The sequence below is a fragment of the Deinococcus sp. QL22 genome (genome assembly GCF_023370075.1).
Taxonomy (GTDB): domain Bacteria; phylum Deinococcota; class Deinococci; order Deinococcales; family Deinococcaceae; genus Deinococcus.
Map to the genome: position 1 here is coordinate 113,104 of NZ_CP097155.1, position 18,505 is coordinate 131,608.

An 18,505-nucleotide genomic window follows, 5' to 3' on the forward strand; every position below is an offset into this window, starting at 1 on the left:
CTGTTCCCGGTGGCAGCTGATGGAGGTGTGTCCGAGCGTCGATGGCGTCCGGCAGGGGTGGTGCAGGGCTGTGGATGACCACGGCTTCGTCCTCGACCTTCGCCTTCACAGACGTCGGGACTGAGGAGCTGCAAGGCCTGTCCTGACCCGGCTGTTGGAAGACGACGGGGTCCCAGAGGTCATCCACACCGGGTCAGCGGCGAAGTGACGGGGCGGCAATTCAGGAACTCACCCGTCTGATCCACGTCGACCACCTCCTGGTCATCTCCACGGCACGCTGCAACACTGTGGTTAAACAATCGCATCGTCCCACACGGCGTCAAGAGCGACAGCGACTTGGATTCAAACAACGAGAACGCGCTCAGGAATTGTTGAGCCGGCATGCCCGGACCTCTGAACCTCCACCATCACACTCGCATCAGCGTTTCCGCCCTGATCCGAAGAGCGCATCAAAGACAAGCGTTCCAGATGTGGTCTGCGGTTGCGGCAGGGGTGTGCTTGATCGTCAGGCCACCCCTGCCCTCCACATGCTGCGAGGCAAGTGAAGGCCACACAACCGTTCGCGGGCGTGATGCGCCTCGTCGCTGAGCAGGAGAGCCTGTTTTTGATCGTCCGTTCCCTGACGGCTCTCGCTCATCCTGGGGTCACGTTCCGGCCTGTGCATGATCCGTGTCCAGCCCTGCCCTTTCGCATGGCCTGGCGTCAGAGTCTCCCGGCGATGGTGCAGGCGCAATTGCGTCAGATCTTTACGGAATGAGTGCCATAACCAAGGCTCAGCCACCGATATGGCTGAGTGGCTCAGCACGGCAGAGGTGAAGGAACCTTGCTGCCCAAAGAGCGGAACCGACCTTGAAGCTCAGGGTCAGAGCATTGAATTACAGTGCTTTTCCAGATCCTGCTGAACCGCATTTCCGCTTTGCTGCGAGCTCTTCAACAAACACGGCGGTATCAAACATAAGCCCAAATTTCTCAAATCAAATGACCTCTTCCTTCTTTTTAAGTGAACTGATACAACACCTTATGGCTTATCTCAAACTCAGTGAACAGGTTCAAAAACTCAGTAATCTCCAACGCAGTGACGCCTTTGTTAAGCAGTTTCAGATTGCTGTGCGTGAAGGCAAGATCGAAGCGGTCAAGCTTCCGGGTGCCCGCTTCGAACTGCCCAAACAGTTCAAGCGGCGAAGCGGAGACGGTGAGACCTACAACAAATTGGCCAGAGACATGCTGTTTGAAGTGACGCCTGAATTTCAGGCCTGGTTTGAAACAATAGACGCGCAACTGAGAGAAGGCCGGGCCTCTGCCCCCCGCATCTTCCTCGAAAGCATTGAATCTGGAGCCGTAGACTTTAAGGTGTTGGCCGCCCACACCCGTCAGCAGCTGGAAGCCAGCTTTCTCAAGGGCCAGAAATTAGGCAGCGCGAACAGGAAAACCAAAGCCCGTTCTAAGAAAAAATAAGTTCCCCCCCGCACCCCGGCTCAGTGCTGGGGCTTCCTGTTCCTCTCACCACCACTCCTCCTCAGGGTCTGTGGCGTCCTCTATTTCAGCAGAGATTGCACGATCCGCGGTACAGGGCGGTTCTGCCTCTCTAGCGCGTCAGCTCATCGGGGTTGTTTGACCTGCAACGGCACCGCGTCTCCTCGTCGGTAGAGGCCGCTGAAGCGTTCGCGGTCTCCCGTGCGGAGGTTGAACAGGGCGGCCACCGCTTGACCGTCCGCAGATTGCCAGTCTTCAGGGTTCAGGGCATCCATGAAAGCGAGGCCAGGCTGGGAGGTCAGAAGGTTGTCTTTGAGTTCTCCGTCCATTCAGGCGCCGGATGAGCTCGTCAGGGTGCCAGAAATGAGAACCTTCCAACATTCTCCCTACTGAATGAGCTGTTCCCCAAGAAAGGCGCGCCGGAGATGATCACCTGGGGACCACACTGCGGACATGAACGCCTCTCCCCAGACTACAGCGGCTGAACAAGCCTTATCTGGCTGTGGACGAGGGGAGCCTCACGCCCTCCAAACCTGCGTTCAAGTGTTCGCCCCTTTGTTGTTCACCCTCGCCGAGCACGCCCAAGTCGCTGATCAGGAAGGCGCCGTTGAAGCGGTCTTGCGGGATTTGAACACCCACGCTCTGGGCTGGCCTCGTTCCGGTTTGCCCGCACGGGTTTGGGTCACTGGGATCGCCCAGCGCCGATTCCAGCTCCTGCAGCGCACTCCGCTCTTAGACAGAGCATGTAACTGAGGCTGACCGGCCCAGAGTCGTTCTCGGCTCACTCCAACCTGCTGAAGCCTGAATATTTTGCCTCCCGCGCTCAATGCCAATAACGGCAAATTCTTCCCCAACGGGCTGAACGACAGCAGCAAGTTAATCCGCTCAAAGAGATGGGCCATTCCTAGATGGAATGGCCCATCTGCTCTTCGGGATCTTTCCTTGATCCTGAACTCGTCGTTCACCTCAGTGGGTTGAGCGTCCTCCAGGACAGTGCAGGCAACACCACCGTCAAGCCTACTCAGGCACCCCCCACCAGGGGAGATTCGCGAAGGGGTAATGCGTGTCGTCTCCCGATTGGAGTGCTGCGTAAAATTCCGCAAAAGTATACCGGGGCTGGTAGCCCAGCCCCGCCCTGGCTTTCTCGATTGACCAATACACCTGACCCCAGGCACCCAGCAGGTCATCGATGTTTGCTCCGCGCTGGGCCACCAGCTCTGAAATGCCAGGAAACTGAGCCTCGACCAACGCCCGAGGGTTCTCGCGCCACAACGGCAACTGTTCGGTTGAGAATGGAACGGCCGCCATGATGTTGAAGGCGTCACACGAAATTGAGTCGTTTTGCAGGCCCAGCATAAAGGCCTGAGCCACATCCCGGTCGTCCACCCCGCCCTTGAGCAGCCGGAAGCCGTAGCGCACAAAGGTTTCCGGAACGAACATGCCCAGACGATACGAAATGGTTCTGATGTTGTGGACGCGGCTGTAAAACCCTGCCAGTTCCTCGGCGAGCGTCTTGGTCAGCCCGTAGAAGTCGCTTGGCAGGCAAGGCAACGCCTCCGTGACCACGGCAAAGCTCTTCTCAGGCACGGTGATGCTCGCGCCATACACGCCCATGGTGCTACACAGGAGGACTTTCGCGATGCCGTGCTCACGGGCCGCCTCATAGACGTGGTACGTCCCTTCCATGTTGAGCTTCCAGAACTCGTCCCGAGAATGGTCGCGGAGGTGAACGCCGTGCAGCGCCGCGCCGTGGACAATCACATCCGCACCTTCGGCAGCCCGGAACACATCCGTTTTGCTGGTCACGTCTCCCTGAATGAATTCATACGGGGTGTCCAGTGGCCGGAAGTCCATCAACACTGGGGTATACCCGTTTTTCTGGAGGACTGGGGCGAGCACCCGGCCCAGACTCCCCCCTGCACCGGTGATCAAGACTCTCATCTCGCCTCCTTCAGCCCCTTCATTCGGGCCACTCGCCTTCGTTCAGAACCAATGAGGGTGGCGCTGTGGAGCAGCGGGACAAGGTCACCGCCCTCCACATTCGGCGCTCCACCGCTTTGCGCCGTCATTCCCGGGCTCTTGGCGTGACAGTCTCAATCTGGCGGATATCCTGTTCCGTGAGCAAGGGGCGGGTGGACGCCTGGACATTCTGTTCGACCTGCTCTGGGGTCTTTCCACCCGGAATGGCCACCGAGACTGCCGGATGGTTCAGTACGAACTGCAAGGCCAGCTGACCCAGGGAACGGTCGGCAGAGGACAGCACCCGCAGCTGCGTGACCTGATCCAGTTGCGTCTGATACCAATCCTCATGCGGCCAGCTGTGGCGCACATCTCCCTCTGGAAACCGCGTCTCAGGGCTAAACTTCCCAGTCAGCATGCCTTTACTCAGGGGCCCGCGCACCACCACCCCAATCTCATGCTCCAGGCAATACGGCAGGATGTCCTGCTCGGCTTTGCGGTTGAGCAGGCTGTAATCGAGCTGCACCACATCCAGGGTGCCGCCCTGGTTGAACTGCTGGACATACGCGAAGTCATCGGTTGAGACGCCGACCGCCCGCACCCGGCCTTCCTGTTTCAGCTGAGCAAAGGCGGTCAGGAACGCTTCGGTCTCCCGTGGGGCATTCCACCAGATGTGATCGAAATAGACGTCTATGTACTCCGTTTCTAATCGGCGCAAGCTGGCCTCGAAGGCTGCGATGATTTTCTCAGGACGGTCGTAGACCGGCGCTTGCTGCGGATCGCGGTGGTGGCCCATCAGGCCGCCTTTCGTGGCCACGACGATTTGGTCACGGCGGCCTTTGATGACCTTCGCAACCAGCGTCTCGCTGTGGCCGTTGCCGTACACGTCTGCGGTGTCAATGAAGGTGACGCCCAGTTCGAGCGCACGCTCCATGGCCTTGAGCGAGGCGCTGTCCTCGACCGGGCCCCAAGCATCCCCCCCAATCGCCCAAGCGCCGAACCCAATCTCAGAGACCTGAAGGCCTGATTTCCCTAGCTGCCGGTGGTGCATCTCTAGCTCCTTTCACTGCATCAACGTGGTGTGAACTCACCTTAGACGGTGGGAAAAATGTTTTGTCGTTGCGGCGGCGGCGTGAAGAAAGCCTAAGGCCCGGTGCGTTGTGGCCGTCCAGTTGCGGCGTGAGCTCGGCTCATGGCCGCAGAGAGGATGAACCTTGGTGGCTGGGCCCAGCCACTTCGTGACAACGCTATGCAATCAACTGCACCTCGGGAGCTGTCTCCGGGCGGCACGACACTTGACCCGCGATCGCGGGTCAAGCTCAACTTCAGTCTCCCCTGATCTCGGTCACAATGTTGCCAAGTTGGCCAACAGCCGGTCTTTACGGGGAACATTTTCCTCGAATGGTCACACTTCAATGACCCGACCTTTGATGGTCGAGCGGGCCATCAAAGGAGTTCTCTCGTGAGGTTCAGGGCTCGCGCTGGAAGCGGCGACGAAAGCGGCGGTGCAGCGCTTCGGTGTGTTCAGCCACCCGGGCGGCTTTGGGATCGGCGATCAGACTCCCGCCCCGTGTCGTGGCGCCGACGACCAGCCCAGCCGACACCAAGACCAGATTTTTGATGATGTACTGCCCTTCTAACGTGGGTGCCCAAGGAAACAGGTTGAACGTCTCTGCCGGAAAAAACAGCAGCGGGAGAAACGTGCCCGCCATTTGAGCAAACAGCAGGAGCAACGTCAGCCGCAAGTACCGTCCAGTCAACAAGCCCAAGCCAATGAGGCATTCCCAGATAGCCAACACAGGCAGGCTAATGTGCGCCGGGACAAGTCCAAACGTCAGCACGGAGATGGTGCGGGTGGCCAAACCTTCGGCACTGCTGAGACCCGGGAAGAACTTCTGAACTCCAAACCAAAAGAAAATCAGGCCCAGTGACCAGCGTAGCAAGGTAATGCCGTGCCGTGCCCACCAGCCCACCAAACGGGCGTCTAAGAGATTGAGACGAGCCACTAACGAGGATGTGGGTCGAGAAGTGGCTTGGGATTCTTGGGGGGTGGTGCGTTCGATTGCGCTCATCTGGCCTCCAGAGGGGACATCGTCCCCTGTCGTGTTGAGGTATATGCAGAGCGCAACGCTTCAGATGTTCCTCCTGTACAAGTGTGAGTGGAATGAGTGGAAAACGCGGTGGAGAGGGTGGTCATACCGCCGACGCGGGCGACGATCTGAAGTCAGCGGCAGGGTGCTGTGGGGGGGCCTCGAATCTTCCAGGCACTCCCCAGCCATCACACGTTCAGGACAGCACATCACGTGAACAGGCTTATGTGTTTTCCCTGATCTGCAGCAGCACGGCCTCCGAGCGTCGGCACAGGTCACAGAGGTGTTCACGGTCGCCGATCCGGAGCTTGAACAAGGCAGCCACGCCTTGACCATCTGCAGGTTGTCGGCCTTCCAGTTTCAAGGCTTCAATGGTGGCGAGGTCGGGTGGATAGGTTTGGTAATAGATGGGAATTTTCTCTTTGGGAATGAGGGACTCTTCGACTGGCTCAAGCGCGGTCTCAGGCGAGCACACAGTATCCCTCAGTGGACAGGGGGCAGGAGAATGCTGGGGACACCGCGGGCTGGTACTGCTCAAGCACCCGCTCTCCGATCGCGTTGCGCCACGCGTGAGGCAGCCCAGACAGGAGATGCTCCTGCGCCCGCTGCCACAGGGAGAAGTCTGGCAGCCCCTCTGCCATGGGGCTGGTTAAGGCAACAGCGCCGCAACGACCACATGATCACGCTGGCCGTGCACGGCCTCGACCGCCTGATCGGGGCGGTGAAACCCCCAAGGTTGTCGTACCCAGCGTGCCTGCCGGTGAGAAAGTGCTGGGGCCAGTGGATTCTCTCGCCCCTCGATTCGCACCTGCTGGAAGGGGCACGCTGCAAGCTGGGCATGGTCAAGAGCGGGCGGCAAAACGGGTACATCGTCGAACTGGACGGCAGCGACCTAATCACACTTGACCGCTTCGTGGTCGGGCATCTGACCAGTTTCAAACCCAAGACTGAGCCGGTGGTGGCCGCACAGGCCTCCAGCGATGAGGTCGTGGTGCTCGCCAAAGTGCGGACGGTGTACCGCGACCTCTCGACCGGGGCCGAGGCAGAAGTGACGGCCGTGCAGGGCGCCAGCCACGTCCTGAGAGAGCGGCCGCACTCTCCGCTGCTCTGACCTGATGACCTGATGACCGCAGCCTGATTTGAGAGACTGAGTGCATGAAGCTGCCCGTGCTGCTGAGCACTGTTGAACTGAAAGAGCGGGGCTGGACGCTGGCGATGATCCGCGATCTGTTGGGTCAGCACGACCGTGAGCGCCCAAGCGAGTTGCGGGTGGGCGGGCGCCTGGCCGAGGGCATCGTGAAGCTGTATCTCGAAGAAAGGGTGGTGCAGGCGGAGACCACCGAAGCTTTTGCCCTGGCCCAGGAGCGTGCCCGCGTCCGGCAAGACCGGGCAGGCAAAGCGGCAGACACCCAGCAGGTCAACCAAGCCGCGCACGTCGCCCGGTACGATGCCCTCCCCCCACCGGTGCTTCAGCGGTACGAGGGGGAGGCCACGATGACCGGGCAGCAGCTCTGGCAGCACCACCTGATGGCGTACTACGCCTGGCAGATGGAGCATGAGCACCCGCTCAGTGGTTTGCCCAAAGCCCTCCGGCGTGAGGCTGAGAGTCGGGCGTATGAGCGATACCGCGAGGCGTTTCAGGCTCTGTACGGTGAGCGACCGTGGCACTGAGCAGCGGTGCGTTTCTCAATCACCAAGAGCTGAAAGTGCGGGGGTGGTCACCCGCCATGATTGAGTATTTGCTAGGGCAGCCGGATGCCAGGCAGTGGGTGTATGTGCCGACCCAGCGTCCCGTGTGCTTGAAGTTGTATGACGAGCGGCGGGTGGTGCGGGCCGAACAATCCACGCAGTTCAGGAGATCGCAAGCGCGCTCCTCCCGTAGGGGCGGGCTGATTTAACTCCGGTGAGTCAATTGCTGACGTGGCGGCTCTGGGTCGGCTGATCACCCTTTATGCTCGTCAAAATGTCGGTTTTGGGGAGGCGGCCTTTCGTGGAGTGCCTCCGCTGATGGAACATGCACAGCGTGCCTTCACAACACCTGCCTGAGACAGCTTAGGCTGAAGACCTTCCCCGCTTCTGGAGCAGATTGCGGTATACCCGTGGACGCCTCACAGCCCTGTCATGGAGCGGGACACGCGGGCACGGGTACGGCGCCGGCGCCGCCATTCTGACCGAGTGCCGTAACCGCTGCCGGGTGCGCTGCCAGTGGACTGACCTCCTCTAACAGGCCTTGACTCATGTTTGATGCTGTTGTCCGGTCGGAGGGTGCTGCATGTTTAAACAATGCCTCGCTCACGCTGGGTTTAAACATTCCACGTGTCCGGCCCGAACCACGTTCAGGCCCCATTGCTTAGTCCCCCCGTTGTTGACGTTTTTGGAGGAAATAGTCGCGTTCTTCGGTGGCGGGTTGCATCCGTCGCCAGAGGTCATCCAAGCTTTGCCCGGTGAGTACCTGCGCGGGCTCAGTGTGGAACGCGCGTCCTTCCAAGTGGCCTTGGAGGATCCAACGTCCAGCTTCTCTCGAGCACGTGACCTCGACCCCCTGCTGCTGCAGCGCGGTGACGGTCGCCCAAGCTCGAGTGGGGAGGGAAGCGAGCGCTTCGTGGAGTGAGATTTGAGCGGAAGTCACCGCTCTAGCCTGCCCGTACCGTGAATTGCAACCCGCGCGAACGGGTTCGGAGCGCGTTGCTTCTGCCTGCATGCTCCGCCGTCTAAGCGCGCGACGCGGGAGAGAGCGCCGCAGCCGATGGTGGTCACTCTGACTTTGCCCTGAATGCTAAAGGGAGGCCCCTGCAGCAACACCACTTCGTTGTTGGTGCTGGCCGCAATGAGGGCGTTGGCCTCGTGGGAGAGGGGTTCATCGGGGTAGTCCACCCAAGCGGTGTATGAGCCGTTGCGGGACACCTTGCCGTGGGTGATGGAGGTTGCCGACATGGCGCAGCCTTGCACGCCAGTTCTGACCCTTTTGATACAAGCGCGGCCGGGTGTGAGCCTTGCCACTGTAGAGGTGATTTTTGTGAAAAGTCCGAGTGATGCGCCTGCCTTAACGGTCTGAGCGCACCACCCCGGAACTTCGCGCCATTGCCCATGCTAATCAAGCTCACTGTGCCTTAGAGGGTGAACCTTAGAGCCTGTCCGGAAGATCTGTTCTACTAAAGTCAAGTGACGACTCAACCCCATCAAGACCAGATCAATCACCAGCACACGCTGTGGGAGGGCCCGGCCTGCCCGTGACCCCGAACGGATGCCCCAGCTCCGGGCGCTGCTGAACGCCAGCCACAAAAGCCGATTGCCATACCTGATGGCGCAGCTCGCCGCCGCCACCCAAACGGGCAGCTTGCCGCGTGACTTGCTCACCCGACTGACCAAGGCTGCGCTTACGACGTGAAGAACGAACCCGCCCGTGTTACCGCACCTGCCCCGCTGAACTGGAGTCGGACGCGACCCGCGCCGACTTCAGCCGGTATCTGGGCCTCTGGGAACTCAAAGCCAATTCCAGTCAAGTGGTGGACGTCGAAGACCGCCCTATCAGCACGCCTGTACTGCACCTCAAGACTGAAGACACCCCCAGTGTCATGGACATCACCCTGAAGTCCCGCCGTCCCGCGTTCGCCGCCGATTGACATCCATGTTCTGCACATGACCCGCCTGGTGCTGCCTTCCAAATTGTCTGACACACTGCCCTCTACATGACTGACTCGTATCTCACTCTCCAAGACTTGAAAGCTCGGGGTTGGACTCTGGGGATGATCAAGTCGCTTCTGGATCCCCACGATCACGAGCGCTGGACGAACAAACACGGGCGTCGGATGCCCAAGCCGATCAAGCTGTATCTCGAAGCACGGGTGATGCAGGTGGAGGCCACCGAAACCTTCGCCCACGCCAGAGAGCGTGCCAGTGCCCACCAAGTGGTGATGCTCAAAGCAGTCCAAACCCGTCAACTCGTGAACACCAGAGCGTTGGCACGGTATGAAGCGCTTCCCCTCCCCGAAGTGCAGGTGCATCCAGTCGAGCGAGAGGGGAAGGCGGCTGACCAGAAAGAACTCTGGCAGATGCATCTGCAGGAGTTCTACCTCTGGCACCTGGCGCAGGAACATTTGTTGTCCGGACTGACTCAAACTATGCGCAGGGCAGCAGAACTTCGAATGTATCAGCGCTACCAAGCCGCGGTGTCTCACGCGTACGGCTGGATAGAGTAAGCCAAGAAATTCCCATATGCCCGCTCTGGCGAGCAGACGAGGTGCTTCCCCATGTTCAACAGGTGTCCGCCCTTCCGTGCTGCACGCTTAATGTTGCTCTCTCCCTCGTTGGGCACACTGGGACACCCATGACCGCGCCCTTCCTCTCCCTTCAAGACCTGGAAGCCCGGGGCTGGAGTCGCACGATGATCCGCACCCTCCTGGGTGCCCATGATCAAGAGCAGATGACCAACAAGTTGGGCCAGCGGATGAACCAACCGGCCCGGCTCTACCGGACAGCCCGGGTCATGGAACTTGAGGCAACGGAGGCGTTTGCACGCGCTCAGGAACGGGCCAGGGCCCATGCGGTGGGCATGCTCAAAGCCAAGCAGACCCGTCAAGCGTGGCAAACCGAGCTTGTCGCCCGTTATGAAGCGCTGCCCCTCCCGGAAATTCAAGTGCGTCCCTTGGTCATGAATCTGCGCCCGTCCACCGACCAAACAGTGTGGCACTTTCACTTACAGCGGTTCTCTCGCTGGCAAACGCAATACGATGCGACGTTGACCGGGGTGCCGACGGTGGCCCGCCGAGCCACACAAAGCCGGATGCTGCAGCGGTACCGTGAGGCGGTGGATCAAGCGTATGGCTGGCCTGAGGAAAGGAACACTCAGAAGCGATGATGCCTCCCCCAGTCCTACGCCGCAACCGCGGGCTGACTCAGAAGCTGGAACCGACGTTGGGCCATCCCCGTCACCCACACACGTGTACTCAGGCGGGAGCGGGGTCACCCCAGATGGGGGGTCTCTAGATCCCGCAAGACTGCTTCGACAGCCTTTTCCACGTTGCCGACCTGGGCCCGCTCCGCTAAAGCAAACAGCAACGGGGCGAAGAGCTGGAGGCGCTTTGTTTTACCCTGAGCCCATGCACCCGCGTGACCTGACGCCTGTCGAACTCGCTGGGATACTGGAGGGTATGATTGTCGACGGACTGGAAACTACTGCCTCTGCGTCAAGCGCGGCAGGTAGGTACCGTCCCAATCAGGTGAATGGTTCCAAGTTGAGTCAACGCTAGACTAGGGCGTGTAGGCAAAGGCTCCGTCACGTGCCGTGCGTTGCCGAAACAAGGATTTTCGAGTCATTGCTACTCGCTATAAGAAGAGAGGTCGAACTTTCTATATGGGCATGTTTCTGGCATGCATCACGTTGTGGCCGGGCTATCTAAGGTTCGTTCGTGAAGAAGACCATCGCGCCACTCAACCCCTTGGAGTGGTGCCGAATCGTCTATAGACCAGCCGCTTCGCACCGCTGCTCGAATAATCGCAGCGACAACGGCTGGAGTGACGGGGCGCGTCCCTTCAGGGCACCACTCAGAAAGCCAGGGATCTGGAGATTCAGGAAGATGCACCACCAGACGACCTGTCCGTCTCTCAGGACTGAGTACCGTCAAGACACCCGCATCCTTCCCAGATTGGAAACGCCAGCTGTAGAGTTGCCCGTCAATCGTAATGAAGCGGTAACCACGACGTTTCCTTGGCTGCCCCATGACTCCATCCTATCTGAGAGGGAGCTGTCTTACCGTTTCAGTTGCTTAGGGTCTGGGGGCACGACTAACTCTTTCCGTCATCCCTCAGGTGCTTGGTGTTACCTCATCAACCCTACGCACACCTTGGCATACAGGCCCTAGCCGTGAAGAAAGGGGGCAAGCCCGCGGCGCTCGAAGCCGTGCAAGCCTTCCACACTCGACTAGGCACGCTAACCGTCCTTGATCCGGCCTGTGGCAGTGGGAATTTCCTCGTCGTAGCCCTCGGTCTGCTGCTGGATTTGGAGCATGAAGTTCGCAGCCTAGGCTTTGAGCTGGGGGCCGGGCCGTTTGCCATGCCGCCGCAGATTCACCCCAGCAACTTCGCGGCATCGAGATCGAAACCTTCGCGCACGAACTAGCGTCTGTCAGCGTGTGGATTTCGTATTTTCAATGGAAGGCAGCGCATGGGGGCGAGTGGGAGACGCCGGTGCTGCAACGGCTGGACACGATTCAGAACCGGGATGCGCTCTTGAATGAGGACGGCACGGAAGCGCAGTGGCCGGACGCCCAGTACATTGTCGGGAATCCACCGTTTCTGGGTAAGAAAAAACAGGGGCCAAAGCTGGGGCGGCCCTATGTGGACGCCCTTCGGGATACCTACATGGGCCGCGTTGCCAAAAGCAGTGACTTGGTCTGCTACTAGCTCGAAAAGGCGCGGGCCGCCATTGAGCAGGGGACGACGCACCGCGCAGGACTGATCAGCACCAACTCCATCAATATGCTGGGAAACCGGGCGGCGCTGGAACGCATTAACGCCAGCGGAGCTATATTCCGGGCGTGGCCAGACTTGCCGTGGGTGCAAGATGGAGCCGCGGTGCGGGTGGCCGCAGCTGCGTTTGACGGTGGGCAGGAATCAGAGCGGTTGATGGGCAGGCTGATCGCAGAGGGGAAACCCGGGGAGCTTGCGGTACTCACCCTTGTTCCAGCCATTCACGCCAACTTGTCCACTGGCTCCAATGTGGCCGAGGCAGTGCGTCTTCCGGCCAATCTGGGTCTTAGCTTTCAGGGCGTTAAGTTAGCTGGAGCGTTCGACATCACCCGAGCGACAGCTCGCGCTTGGCTGACGCTGCCCAATCCAGATGGGGCCAACAATGCCAACGTGCTGCGTCTCCTCCTGAACGGCGACGACCTGACGGACGTGCGCGGCGACACTTGGGTGATTGATTTTGGCAGCCGGACGGAAGCGGAAGCGGCGCGGTATGCGGTGCCGTTTATCCATGTGGTTGAGCATGTAAAGCCTGTGCGTCTCCTCAATAACCGCAAGTCGCAACGTGATCGATATTGGCAATTTGCTGAGTTCCGTCTTGGGATGCGCCGCGCCCTCGCGCCCCTGTCCCGCTATCTCGCCACGTCCATCGTCGCCAAGCACCGGGCGTTCGTGTAGTGCTTGGCGCGGGACTTGCCTTCAGGCCGCCTGGTGGTGGTGGCCAGCGATCAGGACTGGATGCACGGGGTGCTGAACAGTCAGGCACATCTCCATTGGGCAGCAGCCAATTCCAGCACGCACGGGAAAGGCAACGATTTGGTTTACACCTCCACGACGTGCTTTGAAGCCTTCCCCTTTCCGCAGTGGGCGCCCACCACGCAAGACGCTGTCGCTCAGGCTGCTCGCTTCGTGGAGCAGGCCAGAGCCGGGCTCAGAGCGCAGGGGCTGACCTTAACTAAGATGTACAACGCCTTGGCACAGGTTCAGGGCACCATGTCACCTGCCTACACCCTGCAATCAGCCCATACTCGACTGGATACCACCGTGGCTGCTGCTTACGGCTGGGAGTGGCCGTTGGCTAAAGATGAGGTGCTGGCCCGCTTGCTGGCGCTGAATCTGGAACGCGCTGCTGTGGTGAGCTAAATCTTGACGTCGCCCCCGCCCCAGCTTCGGCTAGTGCATCACCACAGGCATGTCTGGGGCTATGACTTGTGAATGATGAGAATAGGTGGTGTGTTTTGGAGAGCGAGAGATCAGTATCCGACGGCGATGGTTTTTCATTAGATATGCCTGTGGCCGTCCACTAGTGGACAGCCACAGGCATGTCTGTAGTTATTCTCACGCTGGGTCGTGCCGTCCGAGCTTCTCCCGCGCAGCTGGTGTTGAGAATTGCCAGTTCACGCGCACCGCCCGCGCATTGCGGTCGGTTTCCCAGGCCTGTATCTCACGCTCGACGGCCTCTTTGCTGGCCAGACGTTGCCCAAGACACTGACGTTGCAGGGCCGACCATTCGAGTTCGGCCATGTTCAGCCAAGACGCATGTTTTGGCGTGTGTACCCACTCAAATCGACGAGTCAATGGCCGGGCTTCCTCTGCCGGAAGAGGTTGATATAACGCCGCTGGGCTGTGTGTCGACAGCTGATCCAGGACGAGTGTGATCTTCTCTGCCTCGGGAGAGCGTCACTCCAGGCTCTGGAGTTGCGCTGCGAACTCCGCATTTCCTCGTCGCTCGGTCACCGTGACCGTACGTTGACCCGTCAGGGGTTCGAAGGCCACGAAGAAATTCACCGTGCCGCACCGCTTGTCTTCATGATCCACCCGTGCCGGGATTCCCGGCACGGGTGGCCATGGCTCACGGACATGATCAAGCAGCTGGTAGGATGTTTCATCGAAGCAGATGACCGGCCGCGAAGCGTCGTAGGGCTGAGCATACGTGTCCAGCACAGCTTCCATGCGCCAGACGAAGTCCGCGCCTACCTGAGCGACACACCCACTTTGAACTTGCCACGGTCCCTGCGCGTTTTTTTCAGTGTGCGCCGCACCGTCTCGTCACTACTACTGTCCACCACGCCTAAGGTCACCAGACGATCCGCCAAGAGCTGCATCGTCCACTTCTCCCGACCATCAGGTGCCCGACAGACTTCGGCAATCAGGATCGCCGTCTGCTGAGGATCCAGTTTCGGGGGCTGCTGAGGACGCTCTTTTTCGTACAGGGCAGCCTGCAGGCCGCCCTCAGCGTCCTTCTTGCGAATGGATGCCACAGTCGCAGCATTGACGCCCTGACGCTGGGCCACCTCCTGATCGAGGAGCCCTTGCTCGCTCAGCAACAGCAGACGTGCGCGGGTCATGACCCGCGCACTGTGCACGCCTTTGCGCGTCATGTCCGTCAGCTGTTGCCGCTCATCGTCACTCAGCTTCACAACCCACTGCTTCTGTCGTCCCATTCCTGAGTCTAACCCATGTCATGCCTGTGGCTGTCCACTAGTGGGTCACTTGGTCAAGGTGTAAGGTTTGAAGATGCCTCGTCGCCAGAAAAATCCGCTGCGTCCCCTGACGGATCAAGAACGTCTGGAATTGGAGCGATTCAGCCGATCGCATCACGGTGCTGTGGTGGTTGTCGGGCGCGCCAAGGTGTTACTAGGCGTTTCCGCTGGTCTGCCCTATACCCAGGCGGCACAAGAGGCGGGTCGAACCTCAGGGGATGGCGTGGCTCACTTGGTCGCGCGATTCAACCAACACGGTCTCCAGGCACTGGCAACACGTTCAGGTGGACGTCCTCCCCGTACTTACGGTTCCGCTCAGCGGAACCGTATTCTCGACACGGCCCGTCGTCCGCCGGATCGAGAACAGGACGGGACGGCGACGTGGTCGCTCTCGACACTGCAACGGGTCTTGCGCCGTGAGCCGGGCTTTGAGCAGCTCAGTACGTACACGATCCTGGGTGTGTTACACGAGGCTGGCCTCACGTGGCAGCGAGACCGAACGTGGTGCGAGACGGGAGTGGCGCAGCGACAACGCAAGAGTGGCGTGGTGAAGGTGACTGACCCCAATGCTGAGGCGAAAAAAAGCTGATTGAACGGGCCTATCTCGAAGCTGAACTTGGTGGAGTCGCGGTGTGGACGGAAGATGAAGCTGGCCCCTATCAGGCCATTCCCCACCTCGGGTCCAGTTGGCAACCGCAAGGCGAACCTGCTCGTCAGTCTCACGAATACATTCGAGCGGGCACTGCCAAGTTGTTGACCCTCTTCCACCCCGCCAGCGGAGCAGTCCGCGTTCAAGGCGTCACGAGCTGCACGAATGCCGTGCTGCATCCTTGGATGCAGCAGACCCTGACCGACATCTTGGCGAGTCTGCCGGAGGCAACACCGTTGCCTCCGGCAGAAAACCGAGCCATTTGGGAGCGTTGGCAGGAAGGACTGAGTGTGAAATGGACGTTGCGAGAGAGTTTGCCCCCCCTGCGGATGTTGCTGGTGTTGGACAATCTGAGTGGACACAAGACGCCGAAACTGGTGCACTGGTTGATGGCACAGGGCATCATGCCGCTCTATACGCCCATCGCAGGCAGTGGGTTGAACATGGCCGAGTCCATTCAACGCATCCTCGTCCGCCGCGCGCTCGCAGGTCAGTCGCCGACGAGTCCGACACAACTCATCAAGTGGTTGGAAGCCACGGCACGAGGATGGAATCAGCACCCGACACCCTTTATCTGGGGAGGCAAGCGACGAGCCCGCCGTCAGCGGGCTCGGACACAACGACATCCTCTGGGTGGTTCTGGTGCCTATACCCTACAGGTCATCCACTGAATCCTTATGCCTTGACCAAGTGACCCACTAGCAGGTAGCGGCCACTCCTATACACTTCGTTTTCCCCCTATGATTTGATTGGTGGGGGGGCCACCCCTCCGTAAACTCAACTTTGCAAAAACGTCATCCCCAGAGCACGGACGGACGCTCAACTGGGGCATGTCGGAACCGTTCTCCTTCCACACTTCTGAACGTGCCCTGGGCTTCTCTGCGAGTTGGCCCGTCAAAGGTCAGCCTCCCTTGCTCTTTCAGCTTGATCTATGAACGTTGTGAGTCACACTCCCGAGGAGGTGACCGTGGAAATGGAAGGGCACACCATCGTATTGGTGCGCTGCCTGGATCGCTACATTGCTCATGCCAATGGCCTGAAACAGGGCGGCGGCGAGCAGATCGAAATCTGGGAAGACGAAGAGGGAACGGTGATCCGCCTGAGCCGAGCCCTGACCCCCGGCCTCGCTTGGACAGCTCAGCGGTGGGTGTGAGGTGAAACCCCGCGTCACTCCACCGCTCCCTTGTGCTCTACACTCCCGGAATGACTCCTCCCAAAGAGACTGGGCTCCCCCCAGAATTTGATCTTCGCGCTGAACGGACGTCGTTCTCAACGGCCCGTGAACATGTTGGGGCGGCAGGGTTGGAGCAACTCCATATTCTGGAGGAGACCATTGCCGCTGGACGCGAACAGATCGGGGTGACCCAGGCTTTACGGCAAGTGCTGGCGTCGACCTTGGAGCAGCAGCGTTCCACGCCGCTGGCACAGGTGGGGTCGGCCGCTGCCGCTCAGCAAGCGACGCTGCAAGGCATTGTTGCTTCCGGTCAGGCGCAATTGGCCACCGCGCACGCCCTGCGGCTCACCATCCAACGGGTCTTGGCCCAGGTTCGCGAAACCCCGATAGAAGACATCAGTGGTCACGTGTTGACGACCCTCAGTGTCGCGGTGCATCAACAGGCCCAAGATTTGCAAGACATTATTGAAGCGGCGGTCGGGCAAGCCAACTCGCTCGAGCAGATCGCCCGGTTGGAACAGATCAGCGCCCAAGCGGAAGCCCGGCTGCGGGAGGCGGAGCACACCCGCAGCGAACATGACTTGGTGGCCTTGGAACAGCACGCCACTCGAACCCTCAATTACATTCGCCGCCTCGAACGGGAGGGGCAGACCCATGCGGCGCAGAGAGAGGAGCTGATGGAGGAAGCCCACACCGCTGAACAGCATATTGCTGAGTTGGAGGAAACGAATGCGGTGGATCAACGGGAAATTACCCGGTTAGAAGACGAACGCGACGTGAGGAGAGGGCAGCAGCGGGCGTTGGACACCGCGGCTGAGCAGCTTCAGCAGGACTTGGGAGACTTGCGGCAGCACGCTGATAAGTCAGCTCAGTAACGCTGTGGGGAGAGGGAGCGGCAGCAGGGCGACATTGGCTCCTGCTTCGGCTGGATGGCGGGGCCTCTGATCACCCAGCTGCTCTTCATGAGGTTCTAGGAGTCGAGTTAGCTTCCCTCTCTACCCTGAGAAGCATGAGATGCCTCACGTCCTCGCCTTACTGGGGCCTGCCTGTAGGTGCACGATGAAAACGGGAGAATGGGCAGTGTGGGTGAACCATCTGCCAGCAGAGCCGAGCGAACTTCAACAGGTCGTGGCCCAACTGCAGCGCCAAGTGGGGCAAGCAGAAGACCGTTTGGCCAACGTCTTGATCATGGGGGGCAACAGTCAAGCCCACCGGTACACCCGAATTGAGATTGCGGAGCTCAACAGCAAACTTCTCTGGCTTCAGCGTCAGGTGCCTCGTGCTTGAGTGCTCCGCTGTTCTGGGTCAGTGGAGGGGCAGACTGAGTCAGGGCGAGCAGCGGGAAGAGCGTGTCGTGGGGCTCAATGCACCCGCGTGATCTCACCCCTGCCGAACTCGCTGACTTGCTTGACGATGCTTACCGCGAAGACCGGGGGTTGGGAACCGCCGGTCTTGAGGCCAAGGTGCGCCTTGAGCTGGCCGATCATCTGGGCTGCCATCCTGAGCTACAAGCACAGGTGTGGGAGGTTTGGCAGGAGATGCTGATCTTGGAAGGCGACGTGGAAGAAGGGGATGCTCTGTTCTGGCTGGACGTAGAGTTTGTGGAACCGTGCCCAGAACAGAGCTAAAGCCCCGCGATAACACTGCAGCAACAGGGAGATTTTTGCTGTCAGGATCTGGAGAGAGGTTCAGGTGCACGCTGAATCATGCCCAAAGAGAAGCCAACTCCGCCGCCCCCAGTCCCTGAACCCGACACCAGTGGCGGTAGGGGCGGGTCACTCAGAGCAGAGGAAACCGCCTCCATCCACAGCTGGTGAAGGCGTGAGCGGTGGCCCCGTGCGTGAGGGGCTGCCACAGGTCAAAGGGACGGAAGCGCGGCGCAGGTAGTAATCGTTGTGCTTCAGTTAAATTGACAGGGACGCAAGTGTTGGGCCTCGTGCTGCAAGCCTTGCAGTTCAAAGATCGATTGCGAGGTGATGGCTTTGACCAAGAGGTACACTAGGCGGTTAAAGCGCTCATCCTCTGTGGCCTTGCTTTTGGGGAGGAGCTGTGGAGTCTGCAACAGCGCCAGCAAGGTGTCTTGGCGCTGTTCTTCTAGAGCTTTCATCCAGGCAGTGTAAAAAGGCCTTGAGAAAGGGAAATAACTTCTCCATGAAGGGGAGGAATTGAGGCTTAAAGGTAATGCCTCACTGGGCTTAAGGCTGAGTTTAGC

At 59.8% G+C, this 18,505-nt stretch carries 27 protein-coding genes; 17 read left to right on the forward strand and 10 right to left on the reverse strand.

What is annotated here, in order from left to right; translation table 11 throughout:
• Positions 1-541: 541 nt before the first annotated feature.
• Together M1R55_RS28345 and M1R55_RS28350 are read left to right on the forward strand one after the other, a co-directional pair.
• The gene (locus M1R55_RS28345) at positions 542-757 is read left to right on the forward strand and encodes a hypothetical protein (protein ID WP_249396548.1); all 216 of its coding nucleotides are present in this window, start codon (positions 542-544) and stop codon (positions 755-757) included.
• A gap of 113 nt (positions 758-870) precedes the next feature.
• On the forward strand, positions 871-1,455 hold the full coding sequence (locus tag M1R55_RS28350; protein WP_371827330.1) for a hypothetical protein: 585 nt from the start codon (positions 871-873) through the stop codon (positions 1,453-1,455).
• A gap of 143 nt (positions 1,456-1,598) precedes the next feature.
• Here the strand turns inward: M1R55_RS28350 and M1R55_RS28355 are convergent, their stop codons facing one another.
• From M1R55_RS28355 to M1R55_RS28375, 5 genes are all read right to left on the reverse strand, one after another.
• On the reverse strand, positions 1,599-1,748 hold the full coding sequence (locus M1R55_RS28355) for a hypothetical protein (RefSeq protein ID WP_249396379.1): 150 nt from the start codon (positions 1,746-1,748) through the stop codon (positions 1,599-1,601).
• 742 nt (positions 1,749-2,490) lie between these two features.
• Entirely contained in the window at positions 2,491-3,414 is a 924-nt protein-coding gene (locus M1R55_RS28360) for an NAD(P)-dependent oxidoreductase (RefSeq protein ID WP_249396380.1), read from the reverse strand.
• Positions 3,415-3,538: 124 nt separating this feature from the next.
• On the reverse strand, positions 3,539-4,483 hold the full coding sequence (locus M1R55_RS28365) for an aldo/keto reductase (RefSeq protein WP_249396381.1): 945 nt from the start codon (positions 4,481-4,483) through the stop codon (positions 3,539-3,541).
• Positions 4,484-4,901: 418 nt separating this feature from the next.
• The gene (locus tag M1R55_RS28370) at positions 4,902-5,438 is read right to left on the reverse strand and encodes a DoxX family membrane protein (protein WP_249396382.1); all 537 of its coding nucleotides are present in this window, start codon (positions 5,436-5,438) and stop codon (positions 4,902-4,904) included.
• A 307-nt stretch (positions 5,439-5,745) separates the two neighbouring features.
• Positions 5,746-5,997 (reverse strand): hypothetical protein, encoded by a 252-nt coding sequence (locus M1R55_RS28375; protein ID WP_249396383.1) that lies wholly within the window; start codon positions 5,995-5,997, stop codon positions 5,746-5,748.
• 201 nt (positions 5,998-6,198) lie between these two features.
• On the opposite strand from M1R55_RS28375, the gene M1R55_RS28380 reads away from it, so the two are divergent.
• Positions 6,199-6,633, forward strand: coding sequence for a hypothetical protein (locus M1R55_RS28380; RefSeq protein ID WP_249396384.1), 435 nt, complete (start codon positions 6,199-6,201; stop codon positions 6,631-6,633).
• Between the two features lie 44 nt (positions 6,634-6,677).
• Positions 6,678-7,193 carry a hypothetical protein gene (locus M1R55_RS28385; RefSeq protein ID WP_249396385.1) on the forward strand — a complete coding sequence of 172 codons (516 nt, stop codon included), beginning with the start codon at positions 6,678-6,680 and terminating at the stop codon, positions 7,191-7,193.
• Between the two features lie 954 nt (positions 7,194-8,147).
• Here the strand turns inward: M1R55_RS28385 and M1R55_RS28390 are convergent.
• The gene (locus tag M1R55_RS28390) at positions 8,148-8,456 is read right to left on the reverse strand and encodes a hypothetical protein (protein ID WP_249396386.1); all 309 of its coding nucleotides are present in this window, start codon (positions 8,454-8,456) and stop codon (positions 8,148-8,150) included.
• A gap of 310 nt (positions 8,457-8,766) precedes the next feature.
• On the opposite strand from M1R55_RS28390, the gene M1R55_RS28395 reads away from it, so the two are divergent.
• The 7 genes from M1R55_RS28395 to M1R55_RS28430 all read left to right on the forward strand — a co-directional run bounded on the left by M1R55_RS28395 (position 8,767) and on the right by M1R55_RS28430 (position 13,130).
• Positions 8,767-8,910 carry a hypothetical protein gene (locus tag M1R55_RS28395; protein ID WP_249396387.1) on the forward strand — a complete coding sequence of 48 codons (144 nt, stop codon included), beginning with the start codon at positions 8,767-8,769 and terminating at the stop codon, positions 8,908-8,910.
• A 358-nt stretch (positions 8,911-9,268) separates the two neighbouring features.
• A complete protein-coding gene (locus M1R55_RS28400) occupies positions 9,269-9,721 on the forward strand; it encodes a hypothetical protein (RefSeq protein WP_249396388.1) in 453 nt (150 codons plus the stop codon).
• 128 nt (positions 9,722-9,849) lie between these two features.
• A complete protein-coding gene (locus M1R55_RS28405) occupies positions 9,850-10,380 on the forward strand; it encodes a hypothetical protein (protein ID WP_249396389.1) in 531 nt (176 codons plus the stop codon).
• 1,005 nt (positions 10,381-11,385) lie between these two features.
• Positions 11,386-11,640, forward strand: coding sequence for a DNA methyltransferase (locus tag M1R55_RS28415; RefSeq protein ID WP_249396390.1), 255 nt, complete (start codon positions 11,386-11,388; stop codon positions 11,638-11,640).
• 11 nt (positions 11,641-11,651) lie between these two features.
• Positions 11,652-11,924: a hypothetical protein gene (locus M1R55_RS28420; RefSeq protein ID WP_249396391.1), complete on the forward strand. Its 273-nt coding sequence runs from the start codon at positions 11,652-11,654 to the stop codon at positions 11,922-11,924.
• A gap of 75 nt (positions 11,925-11,999) precedes the next feature.
• Complete coding sequence (locus tag M1R55_RS28425; protein WP_249396392.1) at positions 12,000-12,665, forward strand: hypothetical protein; 666 nt, start codon at positions 12,000-12,002, stop codon at positions 12,663-12,665.
• Between the two features lie 15 nt (positions 12,666-12,680).
• Positions 12,681-13,130 (forward strand): hypothetical protein, encoded by a 450-nt coding sequence (locus M1R55_RS28430; protein WP_249396393.1) that lies wholly within the window; start codon positions 12,681-12,683, stop codon positions 13,128-13,130.
• Between the two features lie 195 nt (positions 13,131-13,325).
• Here the strand turns inward: M1R55_RS28430 and M1R55_RS32520 are convergent, their stop codons facing one another.
• The 3 genes from M1R55_RS32520 to M1R55_RS28440 are packed head-to-tail and all read right to left on the reverse strand — an operon-like array spanning position 13,326 to position 14,431.
• On the reverse strand, positions 13,326-13,646 hold the full coding sequence (locus M1R55_RS32520; protein ID WP_371827178.1) for a transposase: 321 nt from the start codon (positions 13,644-13,646) through the stop codon (positions 13,326-13,328).
• 21 nt (positions 13,647-13,667) lie between these two features.
• Positions 13,668-13,940, reverse strand: coding sequence for a hypothetical protein (locus M1R55_RS32525; protein WP_371827114.1), 273 nt, complete (start codon positions 13,938-13,940; stop codon positions 13,668-13,670).
• A 20-nt stretch (positions 13,941-13,960) separates the two neighbouring features.
• Positions 13,961-14,431, reverse strand: coding sequence for a helix-turn-helix domain-containing protein (locus M1R55_RS28440; protein WP_249392343.1), 471 nt, complete (start codon positions 14,429-14,431; stop codon positions 13,961-13,963).
• A 73-nt stretch (positions 14,432-14,504) separates the two neighbouring features.
• Here M1R55_RS28440 and M1R55_RS28445 point away from each other — a divergent pair, with 73 nt between their 5' ends.
• From M1R55_RS28445 to M1R55_RS28470, 6 genes are all read left to right on the forward strand, one after another.
• Positions 14,505-15,059 (forward strand): helix-turn-helix domain-containing protein, encoded by a 555-nt coding sequence (locus M1R55_RS28445; protein WP_249396540.1) that lies wholly within the window; start codon positions 14,505-14,507, stop codon positions 15,057-15,059.
• 41 nt (positions 15,060-15,100) lie between these two features.
• Complete coding sequence (locus M1R55_RS28450; protein WP_249396394.1) at positions 15,101-15,790, forward strand: transposase; 690 nt, start codon at positions 15,101-15,103, stop codon at positions 15,788-15,790.
• A gap of 290 nt (positions 15,791-16,080) precedes the next feature.
• Positions 16,081-16,272, forward strand: a complete 192-nt coding sequence (locus M1R55_RS28455) for a hypothetical protein (protein WP_249396395.1) — start codon at positions 16,081-16,083, stop codon at positions 16,270-16,272.
• A 50-nt stretch (positions 16,273-16,322) separates the two neighbouring features.
• Positions 16,323-17,168, forward strand: coding sequence for a hypothetical protein (locus M1R55_RS28460; RefSeq protein WP_249396396.1), 846 nt, complete (start codon positions 16,323-16,325; stop codon positions 17,166-17,168).
• A gap of 184 nt (positions 17,169-17,352) precedes the next feature.
• Complete coding sequence (locus M1R55_RS28465) at positions 17,353-17,580, forward strand: hypothetical protein (RefSeq protein ID WP_249396397.1); 228 nt, start codon at positions 17,353-17,355, stop codon at positions 17,578-17,580.
• A 77-nt stretch (positions 17,581-17,657) separates the two neighbouring features.
• A complete protein-coding gene (locus M1R55_RS28470) occupies positions 17,658-17,921 on the forward strand; it encodes a hypothetical protein (protein WP_249396398.1) in 264 nt (87 codons plus the stop codon).
• 272 nt (positions 17,922-18,193) lie between these two features.
• Here the strand turns inward: M1R55_RS28470 and M1R55_RS28475 are convergent, their stop codons facing one another.
• Complete coding sequence (locus M1R55_RS28475) at positions 18,194-18,400, reverse strand: hypothetical protein (RefSeq protein ID WP_249396399.1); 207 nt, start codon at positions 18,398-18,400, stop codon at positions 18,194-18,196.
• Positions 18,401-18,505: the final 105 nt, after the last annotated feature.